At 67.0% G+C, this 24,135-nt stretch carries 21 protein-coding genes; 8 read left to right on the top strand and 13 right to left on the bottom strand.

Annotated features, from left to right (window positions below; all coding sequences use genetic code 11):
* The first annotated feature begins 6 nt into the window (after nt 1-6).
* Nucleotides 7-2,292 (top strand): FdhF/YdeP family oxidoreductase, encoded by a 2,286-nt coding sequence (locus EWE75_RS00570; RefSeq protein WP_130154754.1) that lies wholly within the window; start codon nt 7-9, stop codon nt 2,290-2,292.
* On the opposite strand, the gene EWE75_RS00565 is transcribed toward EWE75_RS00570, so the two are convergent.
* From EWE75_RS00565 to EWE75_RS00550, 4 genes are all read right to left on the bottom strand, one after another.
* The gene (locus tag EWE75_RS00565) at nt 2,289-3,632 is read right to left on the bottom strand and encodes a PepSY-associated TM helix domain-containing protein (RefSeq protein WP_130154753.1); all 1,344 of its coding nucleotides are present in this window, start codon (nt 3,630-3,632) and stop codon (nt 2,289-2,291) included. The genes EWE75_RS00570 and EWE75_RS00565 overlap by 4 nt on opposite strands.
* Entirely contained in the window at nt 3,632-5,974 is a 2,343-nt protein-coding gene (locus EWE75_RS00560) for a TonB-dependent receptor family protein (protein WP_130154752.1), read from the bottom strand. The genes EWE75_RS00565 and EWE75_RS00560 overlap by 1 nt, the downstream gene beginning before the upstream one ends.
* Before the next feature lie 102 nt (nt 5,975-6,076).
* Nucleotides 6,077-6,586 carry a DUF2946 family protein gene (locus tag EWE75_RS00555; protein ID WP_231708132.1) on the bottom strand — a complete coding sequence of 170 codons (510 nt, stop codon included), beginning with the start codon at nt 6,584-6,586 and terminating at the stop codon, nt 6,077-6,079.
* A gap of 71 nt (nt 6,587-6,657) precedes the next feature.
* Nucleotides 6,658-8,052: a carboxylesterase/lipase family protein gene (locus tag EWE75_RS00550; RefSeq protein ID WP_130154751.1), complete on the bottom strand. Its 1,395-nt coding sequence runs from the start codon at nt 8,050-8,052 to the stop codon at nt 6,658-6,660.
* Between the two features lie 374 nt (nt 8,053-8,426).
* On the opposite strand from EWE75_RS00550, the gene EWE75_RS00545 reads away from it, so the two are divergent.
* Nucleotides 8,427-9,881, top strand: coding sequence for a L,D-transpeptidase family protein (locus EWE75_RS00545; protein WP_130154750.1), 1,455 nt, complete (start codon nt 8,427-8,429; stop codon nt 9,879-9,881).
* Between the two features lie 50 nt (nt 9,882-9,931).
* On the opposite strand, the gene EWE75_RS00540 is transcribed toward EWE75_RS00545, so the two are convergent.
* Nucleotides 9,932-10,558 carry a L,D-transpeptidase family protein gene (locus EWE75_RS00540; RefSeq protein WP_130154749.1) on the bottom strand — a complete coding sequence of 209 codons (627 nt, stop codon included), beginning with the start codon at nt 10,556-10,558 and terminating at the stop codon, nt 9,932-9,934.
* A 312-nt stretch (nt 10,559-10,870) separates the two neighbouring features.
* Between EWE75_RS00540 and EWE75_RS00535 the strand changes: the two genes are divergently transcribed.
* A complete protein-coding gene (locus tag EWE75_RS00535; RefSeq protein ID WP_231708131.1) occupies nt 10,871-11,452 on the top strand; it encodes a murein L,D-transpeptidase catalytic domain family protein in 582 nt (193 codons plus the stop codon).
* Between the two features lie 15 nt (nt 11,453-11,467).
* Here the strand turns inward: EWE75_RS00535 and EWE75_RS00530 are convergent, their stop codons facing one another.
* From EWE75_RS00530 to EWE75_RS00515, 4 genes are all read right to left on the bottom strand, one after another.
* Nucleotides 11,468-12,310, bottom strand: coding sequence for a D-alanyl-D-alanine carboxypeptidase family protein (locus EWE75_RS00530; RefSeq protein ID WP_130154747.1), 843 nt, complete (start codon nt 12,308-12,310; stop codon nt 11,468-11,470).
* A 190-nt stretch (nt 12,311-12,500) separates the two neighbouring features.
* On the bottom strand, nt 12,501-12,965 hold the full coding sequence (locus tag EWE75_RS00525; protein WP_427915754.1) for a nuclear transport factor 2 family protein: 465 nt from the start codon (nt 12,963-12,965) through the stop codon (nt 12,501-12,503).
* 33 nt (nt 12,966-12,998) lie between these two features.
* Complete coding sequence (locus EWE75_RS00520) at nt 12,999-13,409, bottom strand: VOC family protein (RefSeq protein ID WP_130154745.1); 411 nt, start codon at nt 13,407-13,409, stop codon at nt 12,999-13,001.
* 4 nt (nt 13,410-13,413) lie between these two features.
* Complete coding sequence (locus tag EWE75_RS00515; RefSeq protein ID WP_130154744.1) at nt 13,414-14,031, bottom strand: pyridoxamine 5'-phosphate oxidase family protein; 618 nt, start codon at nt 14,029-14,031, stop codon at nt 13,414-13,416.
* A 76-nt stretch (nt 14,032-14,107) separates the two neighbouring features.
* Between EWE75_RS00515 and EWE75_RS00510 the strand changes: the two genes are divergently transcribed.
* Nucleotides 14,108-15,001, top strand: a complete 894-nt coding sequence (locus tag EWE75_RS00510; RefSeq protein WP_130154743.1) for a LysR family transcriptional regulator — start codon at nt 14,108-14,110, stop codon at nt 14,999-15,001.
* Between the two features lie 57 nt (nt 15,002-15,058).
* Here EWE75_RS00510 and EWE75_RS00505 read toward each other — a convergent pair whose 3' ends face one another.
* The 3 genes from EWE75_RS00505 to cydD form a co-directional block, all read right to left on the bottom strand.
* Nucleotides 15,059-16,261 (bottom strand): DUF2252 family protein, encoded by a 1,203-nt coding sequence (locus EWE75_RS00505; protein WP_282432654.1) that lies wholly within the window; start codon nt 16,259-16,261, stop codon nt 15,059-15,061.
* Nucleotides 16,262-16,503: 242 nt separating this feature from the next.
* Entirely contained in the window at nt 16,504-18,132 is a 1,629-nt protein-coding gene (locus EWE75_RS00500) for an amino acid ABC transporter ATP-binding/permease protein (protein WP_130154741.1), read from the bottom strand.
* Nucleotides 18,129-19,793 carry a thiol reductant ABC exporter subunit CydD gene (gene cydD / locus EWE75_RS00495; protein WP_130154740.1) on the bottom strand — a complete coding sequence of 555 codons (1,665 nt, stop codon included), beginning with the start codon at nt 19,791-19,793 and terminating at the stop codon, nt 18,129-18,131. The genes EWE75_RS00500 and cydD overlap by 4 nt, the downstream gene beginning before the upstream one ends.
* A 122-nt stretch (nt 19,794-19,915) precedes the next feature.
* Between cydD and EWE75_RS00490 the strand changes: the two genes are divergently transcribed.
* From EWE75_RS00490 to EWE75_RS00475, 4 genes are all read left to right on the top strand, one after another.
* Nucleotides 19,916-21,487: a cytochrome ubiquinol oxidase subunit I gene (locus tag EWE75_RS00490; protein WP_130154739.1), complete on the top strand. Its 1,572-nt coding sequence runs from the start codon at nt 19,916-19,918 to the stop codon at nt 21,485-21,487.
* A gap of 14 nt (nt 21,488-21,501) precedes the next feature.
* On the top strand, nt 21,502-22,641 hold the full coding sequence (cydB, locus tag EWE75_RS00485) for a cytochrome d ubiquinol oxidase subunit II (protein ID WP_130154738.1): 1,140 nt from the start codon (nt 21,502-21,504) through the stop codon (nt 22,639-22,641).
* An 18-nt stretch (nt 22,642-22,659) separates the two neighbouring features.
* On the top strand, nt 22,660-22,782 hold the full coding sequence (cydX, locus tag EWE75_RS00480; protein ID WP_130154737.1) for a cytochrome bd-I oxidase subunit CydX: 123 nt from the start codon (nt 22,660-22,662) through the stop codon (nt 22,780-22,782).
* A gap of 95 nt (nt 22,783-22,877) precedes the next feature.
* Nucleotides 22,878-23,588, top strand: a complete 711-nt coding sequence (locus EWE75_RS00475) for a Crp/Fnr family transcriptional regulator (protein WP_130154736.1) — start codon at nt 22,878-22,880, stop codon at nt 23,586-23,588.
* 6 nt (nt 23,589-23,594) lie between these two features.
* Here the strand turns inward: EWE75_RS00475 and EWE75_RS00470 are convergent, their stop codons facing one another.
* Entirely contained in the window at nt 23,595-24,131 is a 537-nt protein-coding gene (locus EWE75_RS00470) for a hemerythrin domain-containing protein (RefSeq protein WP_130154735.1), read from the bottom strand.
* Nucleotides 24,132-24,135: the final 4 nt, after the last annotated feature.

Raw genomic sequence — 24,135 nt, 5'->3', positions numbered from 1 at the left:
ACCGACGTGCAAGACTATAGCGATACGCCCGAGGCCGAGCGGCCGGTTGCCGGGGTCGAGCATTATGACGGCCCGGCGGGCGGCTGGGGCGCGTTGAAGGCGGTGGCGCTGGCGGTGCGTGACCAGATGGGTGCGTCCACCGATACGCGCGCGCTGCTCCAGATGAACCAGCCCGACGGGTTCGATTGCCCCGGCTGTGCCTGGCCCGATCCCAAGAAGACCTCGTCGTTCGAATTCTGCGAGAACGGTGCGAAAGCAGTGACGTGGGAGGCGACCGCCAAGCGAGTCGATCCCGATTTCTTCGCGCGCCACAGCGCGACCGAATTGTTCGGCTGGAGCGATCATGCGCTCGAAGACGCCGGTCGCCTCACCCACCCGTTGCGCTACGATCCGGCGACCGACCATTTCATGCCGATCGCGTGGGACGAGGCGTTCGCGCGGATCGGCGCGGGATTGCAGGCGCTCAGCGACCCCAATCAGGCGGAATTCTACACCTCGGGCCGCGCCTCGAACGAGGCGGCGTTCCTGTTCCAGTTGTTAGCGCGCGCTTACGGGACCAACAATTTCCCCGATTGTTCGAACATGTGCCACGAGGCGACCAGCGTTGGGCTGCCGCAATCGATCGGGGTCGGCAAGGGTACGGTCACGCTGGAGGATTTCGACCTCGCCGACGCGATCTTCTGCATCGGCCACAATCCCGGCACCAACCATCCGCGCATGCTCTCGACGCTGAGCGCGGCGGCGCGGCGCGGTGTTCCGATCGTCGTCGCCAACCCCTTGCGCGAGCGCGGGCTGGAGCGGTTCAAGTCGCCCCAGCATCCGAGCGAGATGCTCAGCACGCAGGCGACCGAACTGGCGTCGGAATATCATCAGGTCCGCGTCGGCGGTGACGGCGCGATGCTCAAGGGCATGATGAAGGCGCTGTTCGAAGCCGATGCCGCCGATCTGGCGGCGGGCGGAGCAGGGCTGCTCGACCGGGCGTTCATCGTCGAGCACACGCTCGGTCTCGATGCGCTACGCGGCGATATCGACTCGACCGGCTGGGATGAGATCGTCGCGCGATCTGGCCTCGATCGCGCCGCGATCGAGCGCATGGCGCAAACCTATTGGCGGGCCGAGCGCGTTATCCTGTGCTACGGCATGGGCATCACGCAGCACGCCAACGGCACCGCCAACGTGCAGCAGCTCGCCAATCTGCTGTTGCTGCGCGGCAATATCGGCAAACCGGGCGCCGGCATCTGCCCACTGCGCGGCCATTCCAACGTGCAGGGCGACCGCACCGTCGGCATCACCGAAATCCCGTCCGAGGCGATGCTGGCTCGGCTCGACGCCCGCTTCGGCATCACGGCGCCGCGCGCGCATGGCCACAATGCGGTCGATGCGCTGGCGGCGATGCGCGACGGGCGCGCCAAGGCGCTGATCGCGCTCGGCGGCAATCTGGCGGTGGCGATGCCCGATCCGCAGGCGAGCTTTGCCGCGTTCCGCAAGCTCGATTTGTCGGTCAACATCCTCACCAAGTTCAACCGCACCTGCCTGCTCACCGCGCGCGAGACGATCGTGCTGCCGTGCCTCGGGCGGACCGAACACGATGCGCAGGCGAGTGGATCGCAATGGGTGACGGTCGAGGATTCGATGTCGATGGTCCACGCCTCGCGCGGGCGGCTCAAGCCGGCGGCGCCGGATTTGCGCTCGGAACCGGCGATCATCGCAGGGATCGCCAAGGCTGCGCTCCCCGGCGTGGCGATCGACTGGGACGGGCTGGTCGCCGATTACGACCGCATCCGCGACGGCATCGAGGCCGTGTTCCCCGACTTCCGCGATTTCAACGTGCGCGTGCGCCACAAGGGCGGTTTCCGGCTGACGGTGGGCGCTTCGAACCGGGTGTGGAATACGTCCGACGGCAAAGCGCATTTCCTCACCCACCCGCTTGCCGGCGCGAGCGGAGAGGCGGGGGCGTTGCTGCTCACCACGATCCGCAGCCACGACCAGTATAATACGACGATCTACGGGCTGAACGATCGCTATCGCGGCATCACCGGGCGGCGAGATGTGGTGTTCGCCAATGCCGATGATCTCGCCGAACTCGGTCTGGCGCACGGCGATGTCGTGAATATCGAAGCGGGGCCGGGGCGGCGGCTGGAGGGCTATACCGTCGTGGCGTATGCGATCGCGCGCGGGTCGCTCGCGGCCTATTATCCCGAGGCGAATTGCCTCGTGCCGCTGGAGGATCACGATCCCCACAGCGGCACGCCGTCGTACAAGTCGGTGCGGGTGACATTGCGCGCGGCTTAGGCGGTCGCCGGCCGCAACCCCAGCCAACGCGCCGCGCCCGGCATCGACCGCCGCACGATCGCTTCGGCAGCGAGTACGACGATCAGCGTTAGCCCGAACATCGGCAGGTACAGCGCCAGCGCCACGATCGCGATCACCAGACCAGCCCCGAAAGCCGGTCGCGGCAGTGCGGTCGGTGCGCCGAGACCGACCCGCCGCCTGCGCCACCACATCACCACGCCCGAGACGGCGAGCACGACGAGCAGCAGCGCCGTCACCGTGCCGAGCATTTGATTGACGATCCCGAACAGCGCGCCTTCATGGGCGGCGACGCCGTAACCGATGACGCGGTCGATCCAGTGGCGCTGCGCGAAGTCGATGCGGCTGAGCAAAGCGCCGGTCTTGCCATCGACTTTCAGATCGCTGCGCAGTGGCCGGTCGGCGGCATCAGAGGTGATCGACCACGGCGCGCCCGCCCGCGCTGGCGGCGAAATCAGCACCGGCGGCGCAACCGCGAGCGGGCGAACCGTGGCGATCACGCGGGCAAGCTCGCCGGGCCGGATCGGCGCGGACGGCATCACCATGCCACCGTGGCCAGCATGATCGCCGGACATCGCATCGTCGGCGGGCGGCTTGCCGCCGATCGACCAGTCGACCGGGCCGCGCGCGGTGCCGGTAAGCTGCCGGACCTCGGTAAGATAGCTGCCCCAGCCCTTGGCCCACGGCAGGCCGGTGAGGATCAGGCCCAGCGCGAACAGCGACACCCAGATGCCGGCGACCGCATGCAGATCGCGCCAGTATGGCCGCCCCTTGCTGCGCAGGCGCGGATACAGCACGCCCGCCAGCCCCGATCGCCCGCGCGGCCACCAGAGGTATAGTCCGGTGAGCAGCATCACGATCGCCCAGCACGCGGCGATCTCGACCAGATAGCTTCCCACGGCCCCAGCAAGCAATTCGCCGTGAAGGTGGAACACAACCCGCAACGGCCGCCGCTCCTCGGTCACGACGTTCAGCACCGCCAGCGAGCGTGGATTGAGGTAAACGCGCTTGTCGGCATGATCCCGCGTCACGAGAATCTGCACGGCGGCATCGTCGCGCTGCGGCAGCACATATTTGTGCAGCGTCGCCCCCGGCACCGCGCGCAACGCGGCGGCGACTTGCGCGTCGGGCGACGCCAGTGGCCCGGTGGTGGCGAGGTGAGTATAGGGTTGGTCAAGCCAAGCCTCGATCTGCGGCTTCCACAGATAGACCGTGCCGGTCAGCGCCAGCCAGATCACGAACGGCACGCAGAGCAGGCCGGCATAGAAATGCCAACGCCAAACGGCGCTGTAGCTGAGGCTCGGGCGGGGTATACTCGCCATCAGAACCGTCCTTTCACGCCAACATAGACGGTGCGCGGCTGCCCCGCGTAGACCGACCCGGTCGTCGTCGTCAGCGCCGTGGCCGGATTTTGCTGGCCGGCCGCGTTGAGGCTGTCCGAGATGATCGAGGCCGATCCGACATAGGTCTTGTCGGTGAGATTCTGCACCGAGGCGTAGAAGGACACGCGCGACCACCAGCCGTCACCCGCCGGGGGATCGTAATGCACGTTGAGGTTGAGCAAGGTGTAGGCGGGAATGCCGAGCAGGTTGGCGTTGTCGATGAAGTAGCGCGAACGGTACGTCACCTCCGCAAAACCGCCCAGCCCCGCGAGGGTGCCGTGGGGCGTATCATAGCCGAGCCGCGCGTTGACGAAGGTCGGGATCACCCCGGGAATGTGATTGTCGGCGCGGTCGAACGCCGCCGACACCGCACCCGAAGTCAGCCGCTCGACATAGCGGGTATAGCGCTGGTCGTTGTAGCTGTAGTTCGCCTGCACATAGCCGCCCGGCAGCGCGCCGGGCAGGGGCGTCCAGCGCATCGCGAGTTCGACACCGCGATGGATCGAGCGTGGCACGTTGGTGGTGAACGACAGCAGGTTGACGCCCGCCGACTGGGTGACCTGCTCGTTACGGAACCATTCGTAATAGCCGGTCACCTCGGCGGTGAGCGTGTCGGCGAGCTTCACCTCGGCACCGAGATCGATGCCGAGGTTGGTCTGGGTCTTGAGATCGGTATTGTTGCCGGCCACGCCTGCGGTCGTGACGAACAACTGGCCCGATTGCGGAATGCCGTAAGCCGTGCCGATCCGTGCGTGCAGCTTGAGCGCCGGGTCGGCTTGCCAGACCAGCGATGCCTCGGGGGCGACATTGTCGAACGCGCGCAACGCGGGGATGTAGGTCAGCGTCGGACTTGAGCCTACCGGATAGACATACCCGGTCTGGCGCATGTCGATCCGCGAATGCTCGTAGCCGATGCCCAGGACGAGCTGGAGATCGGGCGTGAGGCTCAGTTCCTCGCGCGCACGCACCCCCATGTTGCGCACCCCGCCGAACACCGTCTGCGTCGGCGCGCCGATGCCGTTGCGGCCAGCGGGTGTCTTGTTGAACGAGTAATTCTGTCCGTCGAGGTAATTGTAGAACAGGCCGACGAAGCTCACTGAGTCCGTGCCGGCGAGGCGATTCTTCGCCGTCACGTCGGAACTGATGTTGTAGCTGTTGAGCGTTCCCCGAAACGGCGTCGCGCTGGTCGGCTGGAAGACGACGCGGCTGTCGAACGTCGCTTGCGTGCGCCAGGTCGTGCCGGCGGAGACATCATGCTCGTAGCGGACGCCGACGATGGTGCGGCGGTCATTGCGGGCAAGATCGCCTTCGGCGGCCGTCTGCGCGACGCGGGCGCCGTTTACCCCGTTTGCCAGCACCGAGATCGTCCCGCAGCCGGGCGCGGCGGCCGCCGCCCGGTCGCAGCCCTGCTGGTACGGATTGGCGAGATACTGGGTGTACGACAGCCGCGTCGACAGCCGGAACTCGCCTTCATTGTAGATCACCTTGCCAGTGATGCGGTCGCGATCGGACAGCGTGAGCGTCGCAAGCGCGTTGATCGTGCCGGTCTGATAGCCGGTGTGGCCGGTCGCGCCGTCGGCACGCGCGAAGCTGCCGAACACCGCATAATCATAGCCGTGCCCGGCATGGCCAAGCGTCGCGTAGGTGTTGAGATAGCCGAAGCTGCCGCCATCGATCCCGGCCTCGACGCCTTGCAGGTCGCGGCCGCTGCGCGTGCGGAAGTTGATCGCGCCCTCGACCGCGTAATTGCCATAGCGGGCTGAGGATGGGCCGCGCACGACATCGACGGCGCCATAGGCGTGTGGATCGGTGAGGTCGAAGCGGGCGAGGCCATCGGGCTGGGTGACGGGGAAATCATCCTCGAACACCTGGATGTTGCGCGCGCCGAAGCTGTTCCGCGCGTTCGATCCGCGGATCGACACGCCGACATCGCGCGGGCCGTTGCCGCCGGTCACGGTGACGCCGGGTGAGAGCTTGACGATATCGGCGATCGTCGTCGCGGGTGTGTTGCGGAAATCGGCGTTGGTGATGGTCGTGTCGGTCTGGCCGGCGACCTTGGTGGTGAGCGTCAGCGCGTTGCCGATGACGATGACGTCGCGTGGCTCCGCTCGCGCATTGGACGCGGGAGCGGGGGCGGTCGCATCGATCCGGCGCAACTCCGCGTCGATCGCGTCGCGTTGTCGCAGCAATTCGGCGCGGCGCGCGTCTGGCGGGGATTGGGCGGACGCCGCCGAAGCGGCGAGCACGGCGATCGACGCCGCGCAAGGCAGGAAAAGGCGCACAGTGACTCCTGTTGGCGCGAGTGCAGCAAGGATGGCGGCGCGGCCTCGGCCGCGTCCTCGGCGCACGCTGCGCCGCTCAGGCGCGCGCGAAGCTGCCGATCGTCACGGGCGCAGCGGTGGTCCGCGCAACGGTGGCCGCAGATAGGCGCGCGTCAGGACCGGCTTTTGGCTGACTTGGCGGAACACGGTGACGATGACGAACGCGATCGCCAGCGCGAGCAGGATCGGATCGGTCGCCGCCAGCGCAACCGCATTCAACCCGGCGAAGGCGCAAGGCTGCTCGGTGGTCTGCCCGTCCTTTTTACCGTCGTGCCCGGTATCGTGCGTGACGTGATGCGCCATGCCCGGCATGGCCATGACATCGGTGGATGCCACAGTGGTTGGCGCCATGCCGGAGCACAGCACGAGGCCGATCGATCCGCCCGAGGTATCGAGCATATAGCCGCTCGGCACGATCACCTTGAGCAACAGCGCAAGCGTCAGCAGCCATGCCGCCACCACGCGATGCTGCCTGAGATGATTGCGAAACGCCTGCACGCTGACGTCTCTATGCGCCGCGATTAGCGGTGTCACGACGGCAAAAGGTCCAAGCCAGTGTGTCGTCATCCGCATCAGGATGATCCCGGCGGGGATTTAGACCACGATCGCCAATCTCAAATTCGGCTCCCGGCGAATAAGGCGGGTTAGGGAAGCGGGTCGGGTGCCAGCCGCGCGGCGCCATCGACATCGAAATTGAGCATCGACGGTTGGCTGGAAGAATAGCGCGGCCAAGCCGGCAACGCGTCTCCGTTGGGATCGCCACGTTTGACGAAATTGACGAGATAGCGGCTTACCGTCTGTGCTGCGGCGCGATCGGTGGCGGTGGTTTGATCGCCATATTTGATGGACGCGGTGTTGAAGAAGAACGGAATATCGGTTGCGTGTTTGGCACCTTTTCCATCCGCCGTCCGGGCCGAGTTCGCGACGTAGGAAAACCGATAGTAATAGGTCGGAACGCTGCTCGAAGCGAACAGCGCAGCCATCTTGCGAGCGCCGGTGATCATGTAGCCCGACGGCCCGCCGATATCGTCGCTGGTGGCGCCGAGCATGACCGGCACCTTGCTGAACCGGCCACTCTGGTAAGCGGTGTTTGGATCTACGGCGATCCTGCCATCCGCGATCGGGCCGGTGAAGGTCTTGGGCTGACCAGCGGGTGTCATCATGGTGGCGAGGTTCAAGCCAGCGACGATCTGATCGGCGGGTAGCGCCCGAAGCTTCGCCACGGCTTGCCCATCGTCTGGCGCGATGCCCTTGGACTTCGCGAAGGCGAGGCCGATGTCCTCCGCTGCGGCGAGGGTCGTACCTGGCGCTGAGTTCGGGCCGCCGGACTCGATGACCGCCCTTTGGAAAAGGCCGTCGGCGAGCGGCGATGTGATGAGGGCGTGAACCGACATTCCGCCGGCGCTTTCGCCGATGATCGTCACATTGGCGGGATCACCGCCGAAGGCCGCGATGTTGCGGCGGACCCAGCGCAGCGCCGCCAACTGGTCCATATATCCATAGTTCGCGAGCAACCCGCCATCCGGGTTCGTCGTGGTCAGTTGCGGATGGGCGAACGTGCCGAAGCGGCCAAGGCGGTAGTTGAAGCTGACGACCATGATGCCCTGTCCGGCAAGTTCGGCACCCGAATAGGTCGGCGGGGAGGAGCCGCCGTTGACGAAGCCGCCGCCGTAGATCCACACCATGACGGGCAGCTTCGCTTTTGCGCGGTCGGGCTTCCAGACGTTCGCGTAGAGGCAATCCTCCGCCGGCGGCGTGCCGAGCGGCGCGGCATCGCTTGGAAACGGGAGCTGCATGCAGTCATGGCCATACTGACCGGCGTCACGTTCGCCGGGCCATTTGGCGGCGGGCTGGGGCGCGCGCCAGCGCAGGTCGCCGACGGGAGGCGCCGCGAATGGTATCCCCTTGAACGACGTGATGCCGTCGGCGCTCCGGCCGAGCAGAGCGCCCGTATCGATCACGACGCGGGGACGATCCTCCTGCGCATAGGCGGGAGCCGACAGGGACACAGCAAGGGCCGCGAGGATGATGGTGCGCATGTCGTCTCCTGGCGTGGATGATCGTGAGGGTATGAGCGTAGCTGCGCTGTTCGAGCATGGGATAGTGCGTTAGCATACTCCCGCCGCTTCAGCCCCGGAAGAGCAACGGCGCCATCTCATGCAGGCTGCGGCGCCAGGTGAGGAATTCGTGCGCGGTGCCTGGGGAGACGTAGAAAACGCTGTTGATGCCCGCCGCCTTCCGCGCCCTGATCGAGTTTGCGGACGATCTAATTTCTCGCGATTATCGCGCCGGCCGTTTCGGACGGCAACGACTAATTACTCCGACATACCTTCTGTTTCGCCTTACCCTCGCCGGAGCGATGGGGCCGGAATGGCATCCGAGACGTTGAAGAGCTCAACTCGAGGAGCAACGCGTGAAATCATATCTGGGGGGATCGTCAGCGCTGGCGCTGGTTCTTGTCTTGAGCGGGTGCAATTCGCCCCAACAGACCGGCACGCAGCAGCAATCGGCGGCGCAAGCTCCGGCCGCTCGGGCCGGCGGGTGGACGGATGGTGCTTCCGCGCAGTTGCGAAAGGCGATCGCGGGCCGCGCCGCGCACGGCCTTGATCAGATGCGGTTCGATAGCGTTGGCGACGGGAGCGGCGCGCAGGACGAGGCCGCGCTGACACGGGCGGCGCTGGCCTATGCCACCGCACTGGCACGCGGGGCCACCGATCCCGCGAAACTCTATGACATCTATACCGTAGCGCGCCCCAACCCGGACCTGAAACAGGGGCTGTCGGCCGCGTTGAAGGCGGGCGACATCGCTGCGTGGCTGAACGGCCTCGCCCCGGCAGACGCCAATTACCGCCGTCTTTCACAAGCCTATCTCGCGTTGCGCCGGCAGCCGGCCGCGCCGGAGCCTTCGATCGCCGACGTCGGCAAGCCGATCAAGCCGGGTGTCACCGATCCTCGCCTGCCCGCGATCGCGCGGCAGCTCGTCAACCTCGACTACCTCAAAGCGGCGGCAGCGCAGGGTGATCGCTACCCGCCTGCGATGGTCGCGGCGGTGAAGGCGATGCAGGCCGATTATGGCATGGAGCCAGACGGCGTCATCGGTGGCGAGGCGCTCGCGATCCTGAACCTGTCGAATGTCGATCGTGCCCGCGCCATTGCGGTTGGCATGGAGCGGCTGCGCTGGCTGGAGCGGACCCCGCAGCCGACCCGCATCGACGTGAACCTCGCCGCCGGAAGGCTCAGCTATTGGCGCGATGGCAAGCTGGTGGACAGCCGCAAGGTGGTGGTCGGCGAACCCGACAAGGAGACGCCGCAGCTCGGTTCGCCGATCTTCCGCCTGGTCGCCAATCCGACCTGGACGATCCCGCGCTCGATCGAGCGGAGTGAACTGGCGGGCAAGAGCGGCAGTTATCTGCGGGCGCACAACATGGCGCGGAAGAATGGCTGGATCGTGCAGCAGCCGGGGCCGAAAAACTCGCTCGGTCTGGTCAAGTTCGACATGCAGAACGAGCATGCCATCTATCTCCACGACACGCCGGCCAAGGCCATGTTCGCGCTCACGCAGCGGCAGCGCAGTCATGGCTGCGTCCGCGTGGAGGATGCGCTTGGCTTTGCCGAAATCCTCGCGCGGGACGAAAACGTGCTGGACGAATGGCATAAGGCGCGGGCGACTGGGAAGGAGTCTTTCGTGAAGCTACCCCGCCAGATTCCGGTGCGGATGCTCTACCAGACGGTGCTGTTCGACGAGAGTGGCGAGCCGATCGTGCGCAACGATCCCTATGGCTGGGACGACCGCGTCGGCGCCGCGCTCGGGTTCAAGGTGGGGAAGGCGCTTCGCGTGCGGACGGACCAGGCGGACGTCGGGCCGTAACGAATCGCTTTACGAGGGACGCGCGGCCTGACGTCGATCGTCAGGCCGCGTTATTGCACGGCGGCGATCTCGGTGGGCTCGGGTGCCGGCTCTTGCGGCGCCGGCGGGAGGCCCAAATCCTCCGCGTCCAACGGTGGCGAGGAGACATCTGCTGCCAGGGACTCGTCGGTGATCGTCACACGCGCGCCCAGGCGCGTGATTGCGTAGAGCCGCTTGGCGAAGGCGATCGGCACCCGCACGCAGCCGTGCGACGCCGCGTAGCCGGGATCGCGCCCGGCGTGAATCGCCACGCCGTCCCAGGTGATGCGCTGCATGTACGGCATGGGCGCGGCGTCGTAGAGGTTCGATGTGTGTTTGACCTGCTTCTGCAGGATCGTGAAGTATCCGGTTGGCGTATCGTGCCCCGGCTTGCCGGTGGAGACCGCCGATACCGCCATGAGCCTGACGCCGCGATAGACGTACATCTTCTGGTCGGGGATGCTGACCACGATCCGCACCCCGCTCGCATCCGGCTTGGTCGCGGGATCATCGTTCCAGAGGAAATCCCCCGGACTCATCATAGCCACCGCCTCGCTGGTCGGCTCGGCATCGCGTGCCTGCGCAGCGTTCGGGACGATCGCCAATGCAGTAACCACCGCCACGGCACGAATGCCGCGACGAAGAAGCGTCGAAGTCATCGCGCACCTCGTTTATACATCTGGTCTACAGGCCCGTGCCGCATCTCAGCCAGGCATCTGGATATGCGAGACAAAACGCGATTCGCCGGGTTTTGATCCGACCTGCGAGAATATGCGCCCGTTGCGACGAAGTGATGCGAAGTCGCGATGAGATTGCAAAAAGGTCGGAACAAAACGCTGTTTTCGCAACGAAATTCTCAGGTTTTCGTGGTAAATGGTATCATCGCTTACCAACGGGATGCCTACCGAGCCGTGCAAACTCCTGTGCTTAGCCTGTCACGCCGCAGCCTCGCCAAAACCGGGATCGCTTTGTTGGGCGCCGCAGCCCTACCGCGCGTTGCGGCGGCGCAGCTTCCAACCATCCAGCCGCTCGCGTCGCGTCGTGTCGTGCGTCCCGAACTGCTTCGGCGGGCGCTCGCCGCACTTCAGCGTCACGGATCGCAGATCCCGCACCGTGACCGGATCGCGATCGCGGACTTCTCGCAGCCATCGGCGCAACCGCGCTTCTACCTCGTCGATATGGCGAACGGCATGGCGACCACCCTGCTCGTGGCGCATGGCAGCGGCAGCGACCCGGCCCATACCGGCTACCTTCAGCGCTTTTCGAACGAACAGGGGTCCAATGCTTCCAGCGAGGGCGCTTTCCTTGCATCGGATTATTATGTCGGGAAACACGGAAAATCGCAGCGGCTGATCGGTCTCGACCCGACCAACAGCAATGCGCTGCCGCGCGCGCTCGTCGTTCATGCCGCCTGGTATGCGAACCCCGATATGCTGCGCACGCATGGCCAGCTCGGGCGCAGCCAGGGCTGCTTTGCGGTCAGCGAAGGCGACCTTCAGCAGGTGTTCGCGCGGCTCGGCGAAGGCCGGATGATCTATTCCGCAAAGGCCTGACGCGGTGCTGCCGCGTTAGCGGCGAGCGGCCGGCAGGTGCGTGAAGCCGAACTCGACCAGTTCGGCGGCGCGGCGATCCCGCGCCCGTAGCGAATCCGCGCCGAGCACGACGGCGATGATCCGTTTCCCGCGCCGCTGGGCGGAGGTCGCGATGTTGTAGCCTGCGTCGGCGGTATAGCCGGTCTTGATGCCATCGACGCCGCTGACCTTGCCGAGCAGATGATCGTGATTGACGATGCGGCGCGAGCGCCAGATGATCGAGGGCGTGGCGAACACCGGATAATATCTGGCATGCCGCTTCAGCAATGCCAGCGAAAGTCCGGCCATGTCGCGCGCGGTGGTTTGATTGCCGCGGTTGGTGAGTCCGGTCGCGTTCGCGAAACGGGTGTTGGTCATGCCGAGCTGCCGGGCCTTGGCGTTCATCGCCGCCGCGAACGCGTTCTCGCTGCCGCACAGCCGTTCGGCGATGGCGACGGTGACGTCGTTGGCGGAATCCACCGCCATCGCCTTGATCACGGCGCGCACCGGCAGGCTCTTGCCCGCCGCGATCCCCAAACGGGAGGCCGGCTGCCGCGCGGCGTTGCGCGAGATCGGCACGGGATCGTTTAGCCGCAATCTCCCGGCATCGAGCGCATCGAACACGAGATACAGCGTCATCATCTTGGTGAGGGACGCGGGACGGCGAGGCTCGTCCGGCAGGCTGGCGTAGATCGCCCTGCCGCTCGACGCATCGACAAGCAATTCCGACGTGGGGCGCGCCACCTTGCGCGCGAACAGGGGCTGCGGGCCGACCGCGTACAGCAGCGCGCATGCGCCGAGGAGCAATCGGCGCGGCGAGGTGGGATTCAAACGATACATCCGATATTCCGATACCAATCGGATGCTCCTGACGCCGCGAAGCTGAACGGTGGCTTTCAGCGGATCAGATTTATCGACGGATCGGTCGATCGCTGCGGGCGCGAGGCGCGGACCGGGACGGCATACGATCAACCTCTGGCCGACGCCGGGTATTGGGGCAATGTCGCTACGGCCCCCCGGCTGAGGACGCTCAAAGTCCCAAATCCTCCAGCTCCGGGTGCCCCTGTGGTCGCGGGCCGAGTGGCCACCGGAACAGGCGATCCCCTTCCGAAATCGCAAGATCGTTGATGCTTGCCAGCCTGCGAGCCATCAGCCCGTCGGAGGCGAACTCCCAATTCTCGTTGCCATAGGATCGGTGCCAGCCGCCGGTTTCGTCTTGCCATTCATAGGCGAAGCGCACGGCGATCCGGTTGTCCGCATAGGCCCACAGGCCTTTGATCAGCCGATACTCACGCTCCTTCAGCCATTTGCGGGTCAGGAAATCGACGATAGCGTCGCGCCCCTGCAGAAACTCCGCGCGGTTCCGCCATATGCTGTCCTCGGTGTAAGCGAGCGCGACCCTGGCGGGATCGCGGCTGTTCCAGCCATCCTCGGCGGCCCGCACCTTTTGAAGCGCGGTATCGCGGGTGAAGGGCGGAAGCGGTGGTCGTGACACAGATATGCTCCTTTCAGTGGAAGGGCCGGCGCGTCAGGCGAACGGCGTGGCGAACTCGATGCGGAGTCCGCCGGGGATGAAAATCAGGAAGTGACGCGTCGCCGAGTCCGGGCGGACCGCGCCCGGTGCCGTATCGACCACCACGCCCGGACGCGCGCGCACCTTTTCCCACGCCGCGTCCAGCGCGGCATCGTCCGCCACCGCCAGCGACAGATGGTGCAGGCCGATATTGCCGCGTCGATCGAAGGCGCGGGCGGTCAGCGGATCGGCGGCGCGCCATAGGGTGAGCAGGATGGCGCCGTCGGATACGAAGATCGACGGATAATCCGGTACGCCGCCGACCTCGTCGAAGCCGAGCACGCCGCAGAAGAACGCGCGCGCCTCATCGAGATCGGGCACCGTCAGCCCGATATGATGGACGCCGCGGGTGAGTTTGTCGGTCATGGCTTTAGTCCTTCCAGTTCGGCAGTCCTTCCAGTTCGGCGACGCGGGCGCGCAACCGGGCGAGTTCGTCGGTCAAAGGTCTGGTAGCGCGCTGGACCTCGGCCTCGGTGAAGCGTGGGGTGATGTGCTGCGGGCAATTCCAGTCGAAGCCGATCACGTCGATCACGACTGCACGTTCGGGTTCGGCGGCATAGTCCGGCACCATCAGCGCGGCGATGTCGGCGGGATCGTCGCTGCTCGATGCGTGACCGATCAGCTTGAGCCGGCGCCGGTTGGGATAGTCCATCAGGAACAGCGATACGCGATCGTCGGCGGCGAGGTTCGCGGCCGAAAGGTACTGCCGATTGCCCTGATAGTCGGCAAAGCCGATGCGGTTGCCGGCGATCCGCCGCAGGAACCCCGCCGGGCCACCGCGATGCTGGACATAGGGCCAGCCATCCTCGCTCACGCTCGCCATGTAGACGCTGTCGCGGGCGGTGATGAAATCCAGTTCGCGGGTGGTGAGGATATCGGCATCCCCGGCATTCGCCTCCATCCGCGCGTAGGATGCGCGCGAACCCGCCGCCGCTTGCAGCGCGCGGGCACGCGGGCCGAACATGGTGTGGAGATATGTCTGTGCCATGCACCGGAAAGTAGCGCGGTGCGGAAGATGTGATAATCGGTGCTTCCTGGCACTCACCATTTCGATCGGGAGAATAATGGATCGCTTCGAGACGCTCACCGCGTTCGTCGCCGTTGCCGATCAGCGTGGCTTCGCTGCGGCGGCGCGCGCGCTGAACATGCAGCCGCCCGCCATCACCCGGGCGGTGGCGGCGCTGGAGCGGCATCTCGGCGTCACCTTGTTTCACCGATCGACTCGCGCGGTGTCGCTTACTGACGAGGGGGCGGCGTTTCTGGAGCGGGCGCGGCGCATTCTGGTCGATCTGCGCGAAGCCGAGCAGATCGTGATGGGTGGCCGATCGGTGCCGCGCGGCCAACTCTATGTGACCGCGCCGGTGATGTTCGGGCGGCTGCATGTGCTGCCCGTCATCAACGGGCTGCTAGCGAAGCATGATGGCCTGAGCGCGCGCATGATGCTGCTCGATCGCAACGTCCGCATCGTCGAGGAGGGTATCGACGTCGCGGTGCGGATCGGTGCGCTGGCCGATAGCGCGTTGCGCGCTGTGGCGATCGGATCGGTGGAGCAGACGATCGTGGCAAGCCCGGCCTATCTTGCCGAGCACGGCGTTCCGGCGACGCCGTCCGAGCTGGCCGGCCATCGTTGCATCGTCGGCAGCGGGGTGCCGACCGGGAGCGCCTGGCCGTTCGGGGCGAAGGGCGAGATGGTCGTGGAGATCGTTCCCCGGCTCACGATCAATACGATTGATGCGACCATCGCCGCGGCCGAAGCCGGGCTGGGGTTGGCCAATGTGCTCAGCTATCAGTCGGCCGGCGCGATCGCGGCGGGGCGGCTCGTGCGCGTGCTGGCGGAGCATGCGCCGCCGCCGATGCCCGTCAGCCTGCTTTACGATGCCGGGCGTGCGGCGATGCCGGCGGTGCGGGCGTTCATAGCGGCGATGCGCGAGCGGGCGCGCCAGGCGGCGTGGGTATAGCAGGCGCCGAGCGGCGGCATATCGGCGCGATCTCCGAAGAGAACGCTTTTGCTGCGGTCAGGCGGCCGCCGCCATCGCGTAGCGGCGGCAATGTTCGAGATAGCCCGCTTCGTGCCGGCCGGCGAGATCCACCACGCTTTCCCATAGCCACGACGGCGCATCGATCTTCGCGGTTCGGCTTCGGTTGAGCTCGGCTTGCCAGAGGCGGCGGTCCTCGGCGGCGAGCTGGCGGGCGTGCGCCTTGCCGACCACGAAGGCGAGATAATGCGCGGCCTTGGTCGCCTGATCGGTGGTGAACTGATCGACCTCGAGCTTGAGATCCTGCGGCATCAATTCGCGCACGAACACCGATGCATCGAGGATGTGCGCAGCGGCGATCCGTTCGCCGAGGTGCGGCGACAATGCGCGCGCCGCCGCGACGACACGCTCGCCCGGCTGCTGCGGCATCTTCGCGCCGCGCGCGGCGGGTGCGATCGGCGCGACCGCCTGCTTGATATCGACGAGCGCGTGGGCGCGGTCGTCTTCGGCGTCGCGCATCTCGACGATGGCGGCGATGCGCAGCAGGCCGAGCGAACTGCACCCTTTCATCCAATAGGCCGCGTCGGTCATGCGGACACGCTGGTCGCCCGCGCGGTGCCGCAGCGCGAGCACCATGCTGGCGACGGCGGGTTGGTCGAACACGCCGGCAACCGCGCGCTGCTCACTGTCATCGAGCCGCCAGAAGCGTTTGCCGAGCGGGATCGACGGCTCGACATCGTCGAGACGTTCCTTGGCGAGATGCCGCCAGCGCCGGCCGAGCGCGCGCCGGCGGACGGTTTTCACGGCATCCGGTTCGGGGCCGGCATCGCCGCTGGTCGGATCGGCGAGCGCGGCTTCGTAGCCGAGCATCATCTGCTCGATCATGCGCGCGGTGGTGACACCGGGCAGATCGGAACCCCGCGCCGCCGTCGCCAGCGAGAGGCCAAGGCGGATGAGATCGTGCAACGGATTGCCGATCACCGCCTGATCGAGATCGCGGATCTGAATCTCGACCTTGCCGGCGCCGTTGGCGATCGGGCCGAGATTGCCGAGATGACAATCGCCGCAGATCCAGATCGGCGGTCCTTCGGGCAAGTGTCTCGCCGCTGGCGACTCGACCAGCCATTCGTAGAATTTCGCAGTGTTGCCGCGCACATAGGCATGTGCAGATCGTGCCATCTTCAACGTTCGTTTGGCTTCGAGAACCGCGTTCCGGTCTTCGCGGGTCGGATGATCGCTCACGCAAGGCTCCTTGATGCAGCGCGAGAAACCGTTTGGAAACAAAGCTTGGTTCCATGACAATCTTGTCATGATCGTGACGCCGGTCGCCGTCCCGGCGCTGTGGCTGGTCTTTCGCCGCACGGCTTAGCGCTTAGGCATCCGCCGGCTTTATCGATCGCCGATCCTGTGCGCTATCGCGGCGGGATCGTCAGCCGGAATGGTGTTCGGCCCTGTGTTGGAGGTAAACCGGGGCCGGGCACGGTTCAGGCGACGAGGCGGGCGGGCGCGTTGACGCGGTCGGGCTCGATCGCCAGCACGCGCGGGCAGAGTGCCCCGAGCTTCGGCCGATGCGTGACGAGGATCAGGCCCTGGCCGGTCCGGTCGAGGCGGCTGTGGAGCCGGTTGGCGAGGATCGCTTCGGTTACGGCGTCGAGGCCTTCGCTCGGCTCGTCGAGCAGCAGCCACGGCGCGGGCGTGCAATAGGCGCGGGCGAGCGCGAGGCGGCGTCGCTCGCCGCCCGACAGGCGCGCGCCATTTTCGCCGATCCAAGTGTCGAGACCCCGGTCGAGCGCGCGGACACGGTCGTCGAGGACGGCATCGCGGAGGGCGTCCCACAAGGCCGCGTCGGCGGTCTCGCTATTGGCGAGCATCAGGTTTTCGCGGATCGTGCCCGATAGCAGCATCGCATCCTGCGGCACCCACGCGAAGCAGCGGCGCAGCGCAGGCAGCGGGATGGCGGCGAGATCGATCCCGTCGAGCGTGATCTGATTGGGTTGCGCTGGGCGCAACCCGATCAGGGTCTCGACGAGCATGGTCTTGCCCGCGCCCGACGGTCCGGTCAGCGCGAGCCGCTCGCCCGGTGCGACGCGGCAGGGCGCTGGCTGGTGGAAGGTCAGGACGGGCGTGTCCGATGGCATCGCGGTCGCGCGTTCGGGCCGGGAAACGGCGAGCAGCATGTCGAGCCGAGCTGCCGCCTCGCGCATCTTGCCGCGATCGATCTGGCCGCGCAGCAGCGGGGCGGCACCGTCGAGCGTCATCGCTGCGGCGAGCGCCGCCAGCGCGGCGATTTCCGCGCCCGCCGGTGCGGACAGCAGCGCCGCCGCCGATGCCGCGAGCGCGATCGACAGCGCCTGGAGCAGCTCGAACCAGCCGGCCACGTTCGCCTGCGCGCGCTGCGCGGCGGCGAGCGTGCGGCTGCGGGCGTCGATGCGATCGGCGGCCCAGGACTCCAGCCCGAAGCAGCGCAATTCGGGCGCCGCTTCGATCGCCTGCGCGAACTCCTCTCGCAACGCGCCGGCGGCGGTCTGGACGGCGCGGCCCGGCGCCTCGAGTCGGCGCGACAACGCGCGCGCGGTGAGCAGCAGCGCGGCGAGGCACGCGACGGTCGAGAGCGCGGCGAGCGCGCCGCCCAGCACCGTCAGGCACAGACCGGATGCCAAGGCGGCAGCGACGCCCCACGGCGCGGACAAACGGACGAAGCGAGTCTCGATCGCATCGACATCGCCGATCATCCGCGCTGTGGCTTCGCCGGTGCTCAGCGCCAGCGCTTTGCCGACTGGTGCGGCGGCAATTGCGCGGAACAGCGCTGGGCGGATGCGGGCGAGTGCGCCGAATGCCGCCTCGTGCGCCGCCAGCCGCTCGCCATAGCGCGCGCCGGTCCGCACGATCGCGAGCAGGCGGATGCCGGCGCTCGGCAGCATATAGTTGAATGCCTGCGCGGCCAGCGTGCCCGCCGCGCCCGCGAAAGCGGCTGCGGTGATGAACCAACCCGACAGGCCGAGCAGCACGACCGAGGATGCCGCAACCAGCGCCGCATACAGGGCCGCGCGGCGTAGCAGCGGGCGCTGGGCGCGGCGTTCGGCGGCGATCAGCGTTTCGAGCGTCTGGCTCATGCGGTCTCTCCGAGCCGGATCACGCGGTTGGCGATGGCGGCGAGCCGTTCGCTGTGCGTGGCGATGAGCGTGGTGCAGCCGGCGCGCGCGCGACAGATGGTGGCGATCAGTCTGGCCTCGGCCTGGGCGTCGAGATGCGCGGTCGGCTCGTCGAGCAGTAGCAGCGGCGCCGATTTGAGCAGCGCGCGGGCGAGCGCGATGCGCCGCCGTTCGCCGCCTGACAGGCCGCCGCCGCGCGCGTCGATCGGGCTGTCGAGGCCGAGCGGTCGCCGCGCCAGCATCGGACCGAGGCCGGCGGCGTGGATCACCCGGGTGAGGTCTTGTGGCGATGCCTTGGGGCAGGCGAGCAACAGGTTCTCGCGGATCGACCCGGCGATGATGAGCGGACTTTGCCCAACCCATGCGGCAATCGTCGCGACGCCGCCGGTCTCCGCCAACGCGATGCCGCCGACCCGCACCGCGCCCTCGCTCAACGGCGCCAGGCGGAGCAGGAGGTGGAGCAGGCTGCTCTTGCCGCTGCCCGACGGGCCGAGCAGCGCCACCGTTTCGCCGGGCGCGATGTCGAGCGAGAAATGCGAGACGGCGGCGGTGTCCTCGCCGGGGTAGCGGATCGTTACGGCGTCGAACACGATCCCCGGCGCGGCGCGCGGCAACGGTACCGTGGCCACGGGCGATTGTCGCTCGCCTTCCAGCGCGGCGAGCCGCTCGGCGGCGGTCTCGGCGGATTGCTTGTCGTGATAGGCGGCGGCGAGGCGGCGCATCGGCGCGTAGAATTCGGGCGCGAGCGCCAGCACGAACAGCGCGCGGCCGAGATCGAGCTGTTCCGGCACCGGGAAGGGCAGGAGGTGGAGCAGGTTGAACCCGCAATAGACCGCGACCAGCGCGACCGACAGCGCCGCGAAGAACTCCAGCGCGCCTGAGGATACGAACGCGACCCGCAGCACGCGCATCGTGCGGCGGGCGAGGTCGTCCGCCGCACGGCCGAGCGCTGCGGCCTCGCGGTCCTCGGCACCGAAGGCGAGGACGACCGGCAGCGCACGGATACGGTCGGCGAAGCGGCCCGACAGGCGGGACAGCGCGAGGAACTGCTGGCGCGACACATCCGCCGCTGCGCCGCCGGCGAGCGCCATCACGAGGATGAACGGCACCAGTGTCGCGAACAGGATGCCAGCCGCGACCGGGCTGGCGAGAGCGGTGGCGGCGAGCACGAGGAACGGCGCCACCGCACCCGCCTGTCGCGCGGGCAGGAAGCGCGCGACATAGCCGTCGATCGCATCGACCTCGTCCACCGCCGCGTTCATCAGCGTACCGGTGGTCGCGGTCGATCCGGGCGCGCGATGGAGCGACGTCGCGACGATCCGGCGACGCAGGCGGAGCTTGGCGTGTTCCGCGCCCGCCGCGCCGACGCGCGTGGCGAGCATCGCGAAAGTCCCGCGTGCGCCGCCGGAGAGCGCCATCAGCGCCGCCCACGGCAGCATCGCGCCGATCGACGGCACCGCCTCGACCGCTCCGGCCAGCCCGGTGGCGAAGCCGATCGCGGCGCCTGTGTCGAGCAACAGCAGACTGGTGGAGCCGCGCGCGCGCCCACCGTCGGCGGCAACGCCCTTCAGCCAGCGCGTGCGTGCGCGGGCAAGAGCGGGGCTGCTGGTGATCGCGTTCATGGACGGTGTCTTCGCCCGATCGGCCGGTGCAGTCTTTGACCCCGGTCAATGTCGCTGCCGGCACCCGCGCCTACCCCGCTGGCAACTTGGGGCCAGCCCGGCCTCGCGGGGAGACTCAAGCTATGGATCCGGGTGTTATCGACCTGTCGCGGCTGCAATTCGCACTGACCGCGCTCTACCATTTCCTGTTCGTGCCGCTGACCCTGGGGCTGAGCTTCATGCTCGTCATCATGGAATCGGTGTATGTGATGACCAACCGGCCGATCTGGCGCGTCATCACGCGCTTCTGGGGGCGGCTGTTCGCGATCAACTTCGTGCTCGGCGTCTCGACCGGGCTGACGATGGAGTTCGAGTTCGGCACCAACTGGTCGTATTTCTCGCATTATGTCGGCGACATCTTCGGCGCGCCGCTCGCGATTGAGGGGCTGATGGCGTTCTTCCTCGAAGCGACGATGGTCGGCGTGATGTTCTTCGGCTGGAACCGGCTGTCGAAGCTCGGGCATCTGGTCGTCACCTTCCTGGTCGCGCTCGGCACCAACCTTTCGGCGCTGTGGATTCTGATCGCCAACGGCTGGATGCAGAATCCGGTCGGCGCGCAGTTCAACCCGGAAACGATGCGGATGGAAGTGGCGGATTTCGGGCAGGTGCTGTTCAACCCGATCGCGCAGGCCAAGTTCGTCCACACCGTCAGCGCCGGCTATGTCTGTGCATCAGTGTTCGTGCTCGGCGTCTCCGCTTTTTATCTCCTGAAAGGCAAGTACCGGGGCGTCGCCAAACGCTCGATGGCGGTGGCGGCCGCGTTCGGGCTGTTATCGTCGCTGTCGGTCGTCGTGCTGGGTGACGAGAGCGGCTATGCGCTGACCGACAACCAGAAGATGAAACTCGCCGCGATCGAATCGGCTTGGCATACCGCGCCGGCACCGGCCGGACTCACGCTGTTCGGCCTGCCCGACACCACCACGCACACCACGCGCTATGCGGTCGAAGTGCCCTGGGTGCTCGGTCTGATCGCGACCCGCAGCCTCGACAAGGAGGTGACGGGCATGTCGGAACTGGTGCTCAAGGCGCAGGAGCGGATCACCTCGGGCGTGATCGCCTATGACGCGGTGCAGAAGCTCAAGGTCGATCCCGCCAATGTAGCCGAGCGGGCGCGGTTCGAGGCGCATAAGCGCGATCTCGGTTATGCGCTGCTCCTGAAGGCGCATGTCGCCGACCCTCGCACCGCCAGTCCGGCGCTGATCGCCAAGACGGCGTGGGATGTCGTGCCCAACGTGCCGCTGATGTTCTGGAGCTTCCGGATCATGGCGTTCATCGGCTTCTACATGATCGCGCTGTTCGCCACCGCGTTCGTGCTCGCCAGCCTGCGGCGGCATGACAGCACGCGCTGGTTCCTGCGGCTCGCCCTGTTCTCGATACCGCTGCCGTGGGTGGCGATCGAGCTTGGCTGGATCCTGGCCGAGATCGGCCGTCAACCGTGGGCAATCGAAGGCGTGTTGCCGACCTTCCTCGCCGCATCCTCGCTGTCACGCGGGGCGCTGTGGACGACCATCTTCGGCTTCACCGCGCTGTACGGCGTGCTGGCGGTCATCGAGGTGCGGCTGATGCTCACGTCGATCAAGAAGGGGCCGTTCGAGCACCACGACGATCCGCAGCCGGAACCCGGCACGCTCCCCGCGACCCCATTGGCCGCTTGAAAGGGACATAGACCATGTTCGATTATGAAAACCTGCGCCTGATCTGGTGGGTGCTGATGGGGGTGCTGCTGATCGGCTTCGCGCTGACCGACGGCTATGATCTCGGGGTGGCGGCGCTGCTGCCCTGGGTCGCCAAGACCGACTCCGAACGGCGGATGGTGATCAACACCGTCGGGCCGAACTGGGAAGGCAATTTCGTGTGGTTCATCACCGGCGGCGGCGCGATCTTCGCGGCATGGCCGTTCGTCTATGCGGTGAGCTTCTCGGGCTTTTATCTCGCGATGTTCCTGGTGCTGGCGGCGCTGATCCTGCGGCCGGTCGGCTTCAAGTACCGATCCAAGCGGGAAGACCCGGCGTGGCGTTCGCGGTGGGATTATGCGCTGTTCGTCGGTGGGTTGGTGCCCGCGCTGGTGTTCGGCGTTGCGGTCGGCAACGTGCTGTCGGGTGCGCCGTTTCGGCTCGATAGCGACCTGCGGTCGTTCTACGAGGGCGGCCTGCTTGGGCTGTTCACGCCGTTCACTTTGCTGTGCGGGCTGTTGTCGGTGGCGATGCTGGTGCTGCACGGTTCGGCCTGGATCGCGATCAAGGTCGAGCATGGCCCGGTCCATGCCCGTGCCAAGCGGTTCGGCACGGTCGCGGGGATCGCCTCGATCCTGCTGTTTGCCGGTGGGTGGGCATTCGTCGCCTTCACCAAGATCGGCTACCGGATCGTCACGACGATCGATCCGTTCGGCCAGTCCAACCCGCTACGCACCACCAGCGAGCCGTTCGCGGGCGCGTGGCTGGTCAATTACACCATCCACCCGTGGATGATGATCGCGCCGGTGCTTGGCTTCGCGGGCGCCGCGCTCGCGCTGGTCGGCATCCGCCGCAGTTCGGAGCCGCTCGCCTTCGCCGGATCGTCGCTATCGACGGTGGGGATCATCTCGACGGTCGGCCTGTCGATGTTCCCGTACATTCTGCCCTCCAGCATCGACATGCATTCGAGCCTGACGGTGTGGAACGCCTCTTCCACCGCCAAGACGCTCGGCATCATGGTGTTCGTGACGGTGGTCTTCCTGCCGATCGTGCTCGCCTACACGAGCTGGGCGTTCAAGGTGATGTGGGGGCGCGTCACTACGGAAGAGGTCCGCACCAACCCCGATTTCTACTGACCCGAAAAGGATCAAGCGATGTGGTATTTTACATGGGTGCTGGGTCTTGGCCTGGCGGTGGTGTTCGGGGTTCTCAACGGCATCTGGCACGAATTCTCGTTGCCGATCGAGGATGACGAGGACGCGATCAGCCACCAGTGACGATCGGACCGGCGTCGTGAGACGTCGGTCCTTTTGTCCATCGGCGAAACGATACGATCGCAAGACAAACGGCGCGATGTCCCCTATAAGGGGGCATGTTCATGACCGACATCTGCGTAGAGTGCGCCGTGCGGGATCAGTCGCTCTGTGGGAGCCTGACCGACGCGGAGCTGATCGCGCTGAACTCGCTCGGCCGCCGCCAGACTGTCGCGCGCGGCGAGACGGTGATCTGGGCGGGTGACGAGAGCATCGTCTGTGCGAATTTGCTGGCGGGCGTCCTCAAGCTCAGCGCCTCGACCGCCGATGGCCGCGAGCAGATTGTCGGCCTGCTCTATCCCGCCGATTTCGTCGGGCGGCCCTATGCCGAAAAATCGGATTTCACCGTCACCGCGCTGACCGACGCCGAATTGTGCGTGTTTCCGCGCAAGCCGTTCGAACGCGTGCTGGAGGATCATGTGCGGATGGAGCGGATGCTGCTCCAGCGCACCTTCTCGGCGCTGGAGGAAGCGCGTGGGCGGATGCTGATGCTCGCGCGCAACTCGGCGGAGGAGAAGATCGCCGGCTTCCTGCTCGGCATGGCGGATCGCGCCGGCAGTGCTGGGTGCCGCGCCACCGCCTCCGGCCCGCTGACGTTCGATCTGCCGCTGACGCGCGGGCAGATCGCCGACGTACTGGGGCTGACGATCGAGACGGTGAGCCGGCAGTTGACCAAGTTGAAGGCGGCGGGGCTGATCGCGCTGCCGGGCGCGCGCGGTGTGACGATCCGCGACCGGGCTGCGCTGCAGGCGAAGGCCGAGCCGGCCTGAGCAGGGTCAGGCGGTGCCGAGCCGGTGGGCAAGGAGCGCGCGCGCTTCGCGCGTGAGCCGCGTGCCGGCGAGCGCGAGGATCGCCAGTTCCTCAAGCGCCATCACCGCGCGGCACCCCTCGAAGAAGCAGCGTAGCATATAGCCGAGCGCCTCCGGGCAGATCGTGCGGTGTCCGGGCGCGGTGGCGTCGATCGCCGCGATCAGATCCTGCGCGAGCACCGTGCAGGCGACGTGGCGTGTGTGGATGTGGTCGAGCAGCGCGCGACAGAGCGGATCGCGCAGATCCTGCGCGAACATCGCGGCGAGCAGCCGGTCCTCGCGGTTGACGTGATCGAGGATGCGCGACTGAAGCGCGGCGCATAGAGCGTCGCTCTCGGCGGGGGCAGGGCGTTCGGGGAGTTGGTCCGCGCAGGCTTCGAGCCGCATGCAGAGCCGTTCGGTGGCGGCATGATCCGCGACGAGACCGATCAGGTCGATCTCGTCGATCACATGCCAGCGCGCGAAGGGGAGGCGGCTACCGCCCAAACTGTCAGGGTCGTGCATGCAG

Origin of the sequence: Sphingomonas populi, from assembly GCF_004208535.1 — a bacterium.
GTDB lineage: Bacteria > Pseudomonadota > Alphaproteobacteria > Sphingomonadales > Sphingomonadaceae > Sphingomonas > Sphingomonas populi.
Note: the sequence above shows the minus strand (reverse complement) of the source record. Positions and strands in the feature narration are given on the sequence as shown.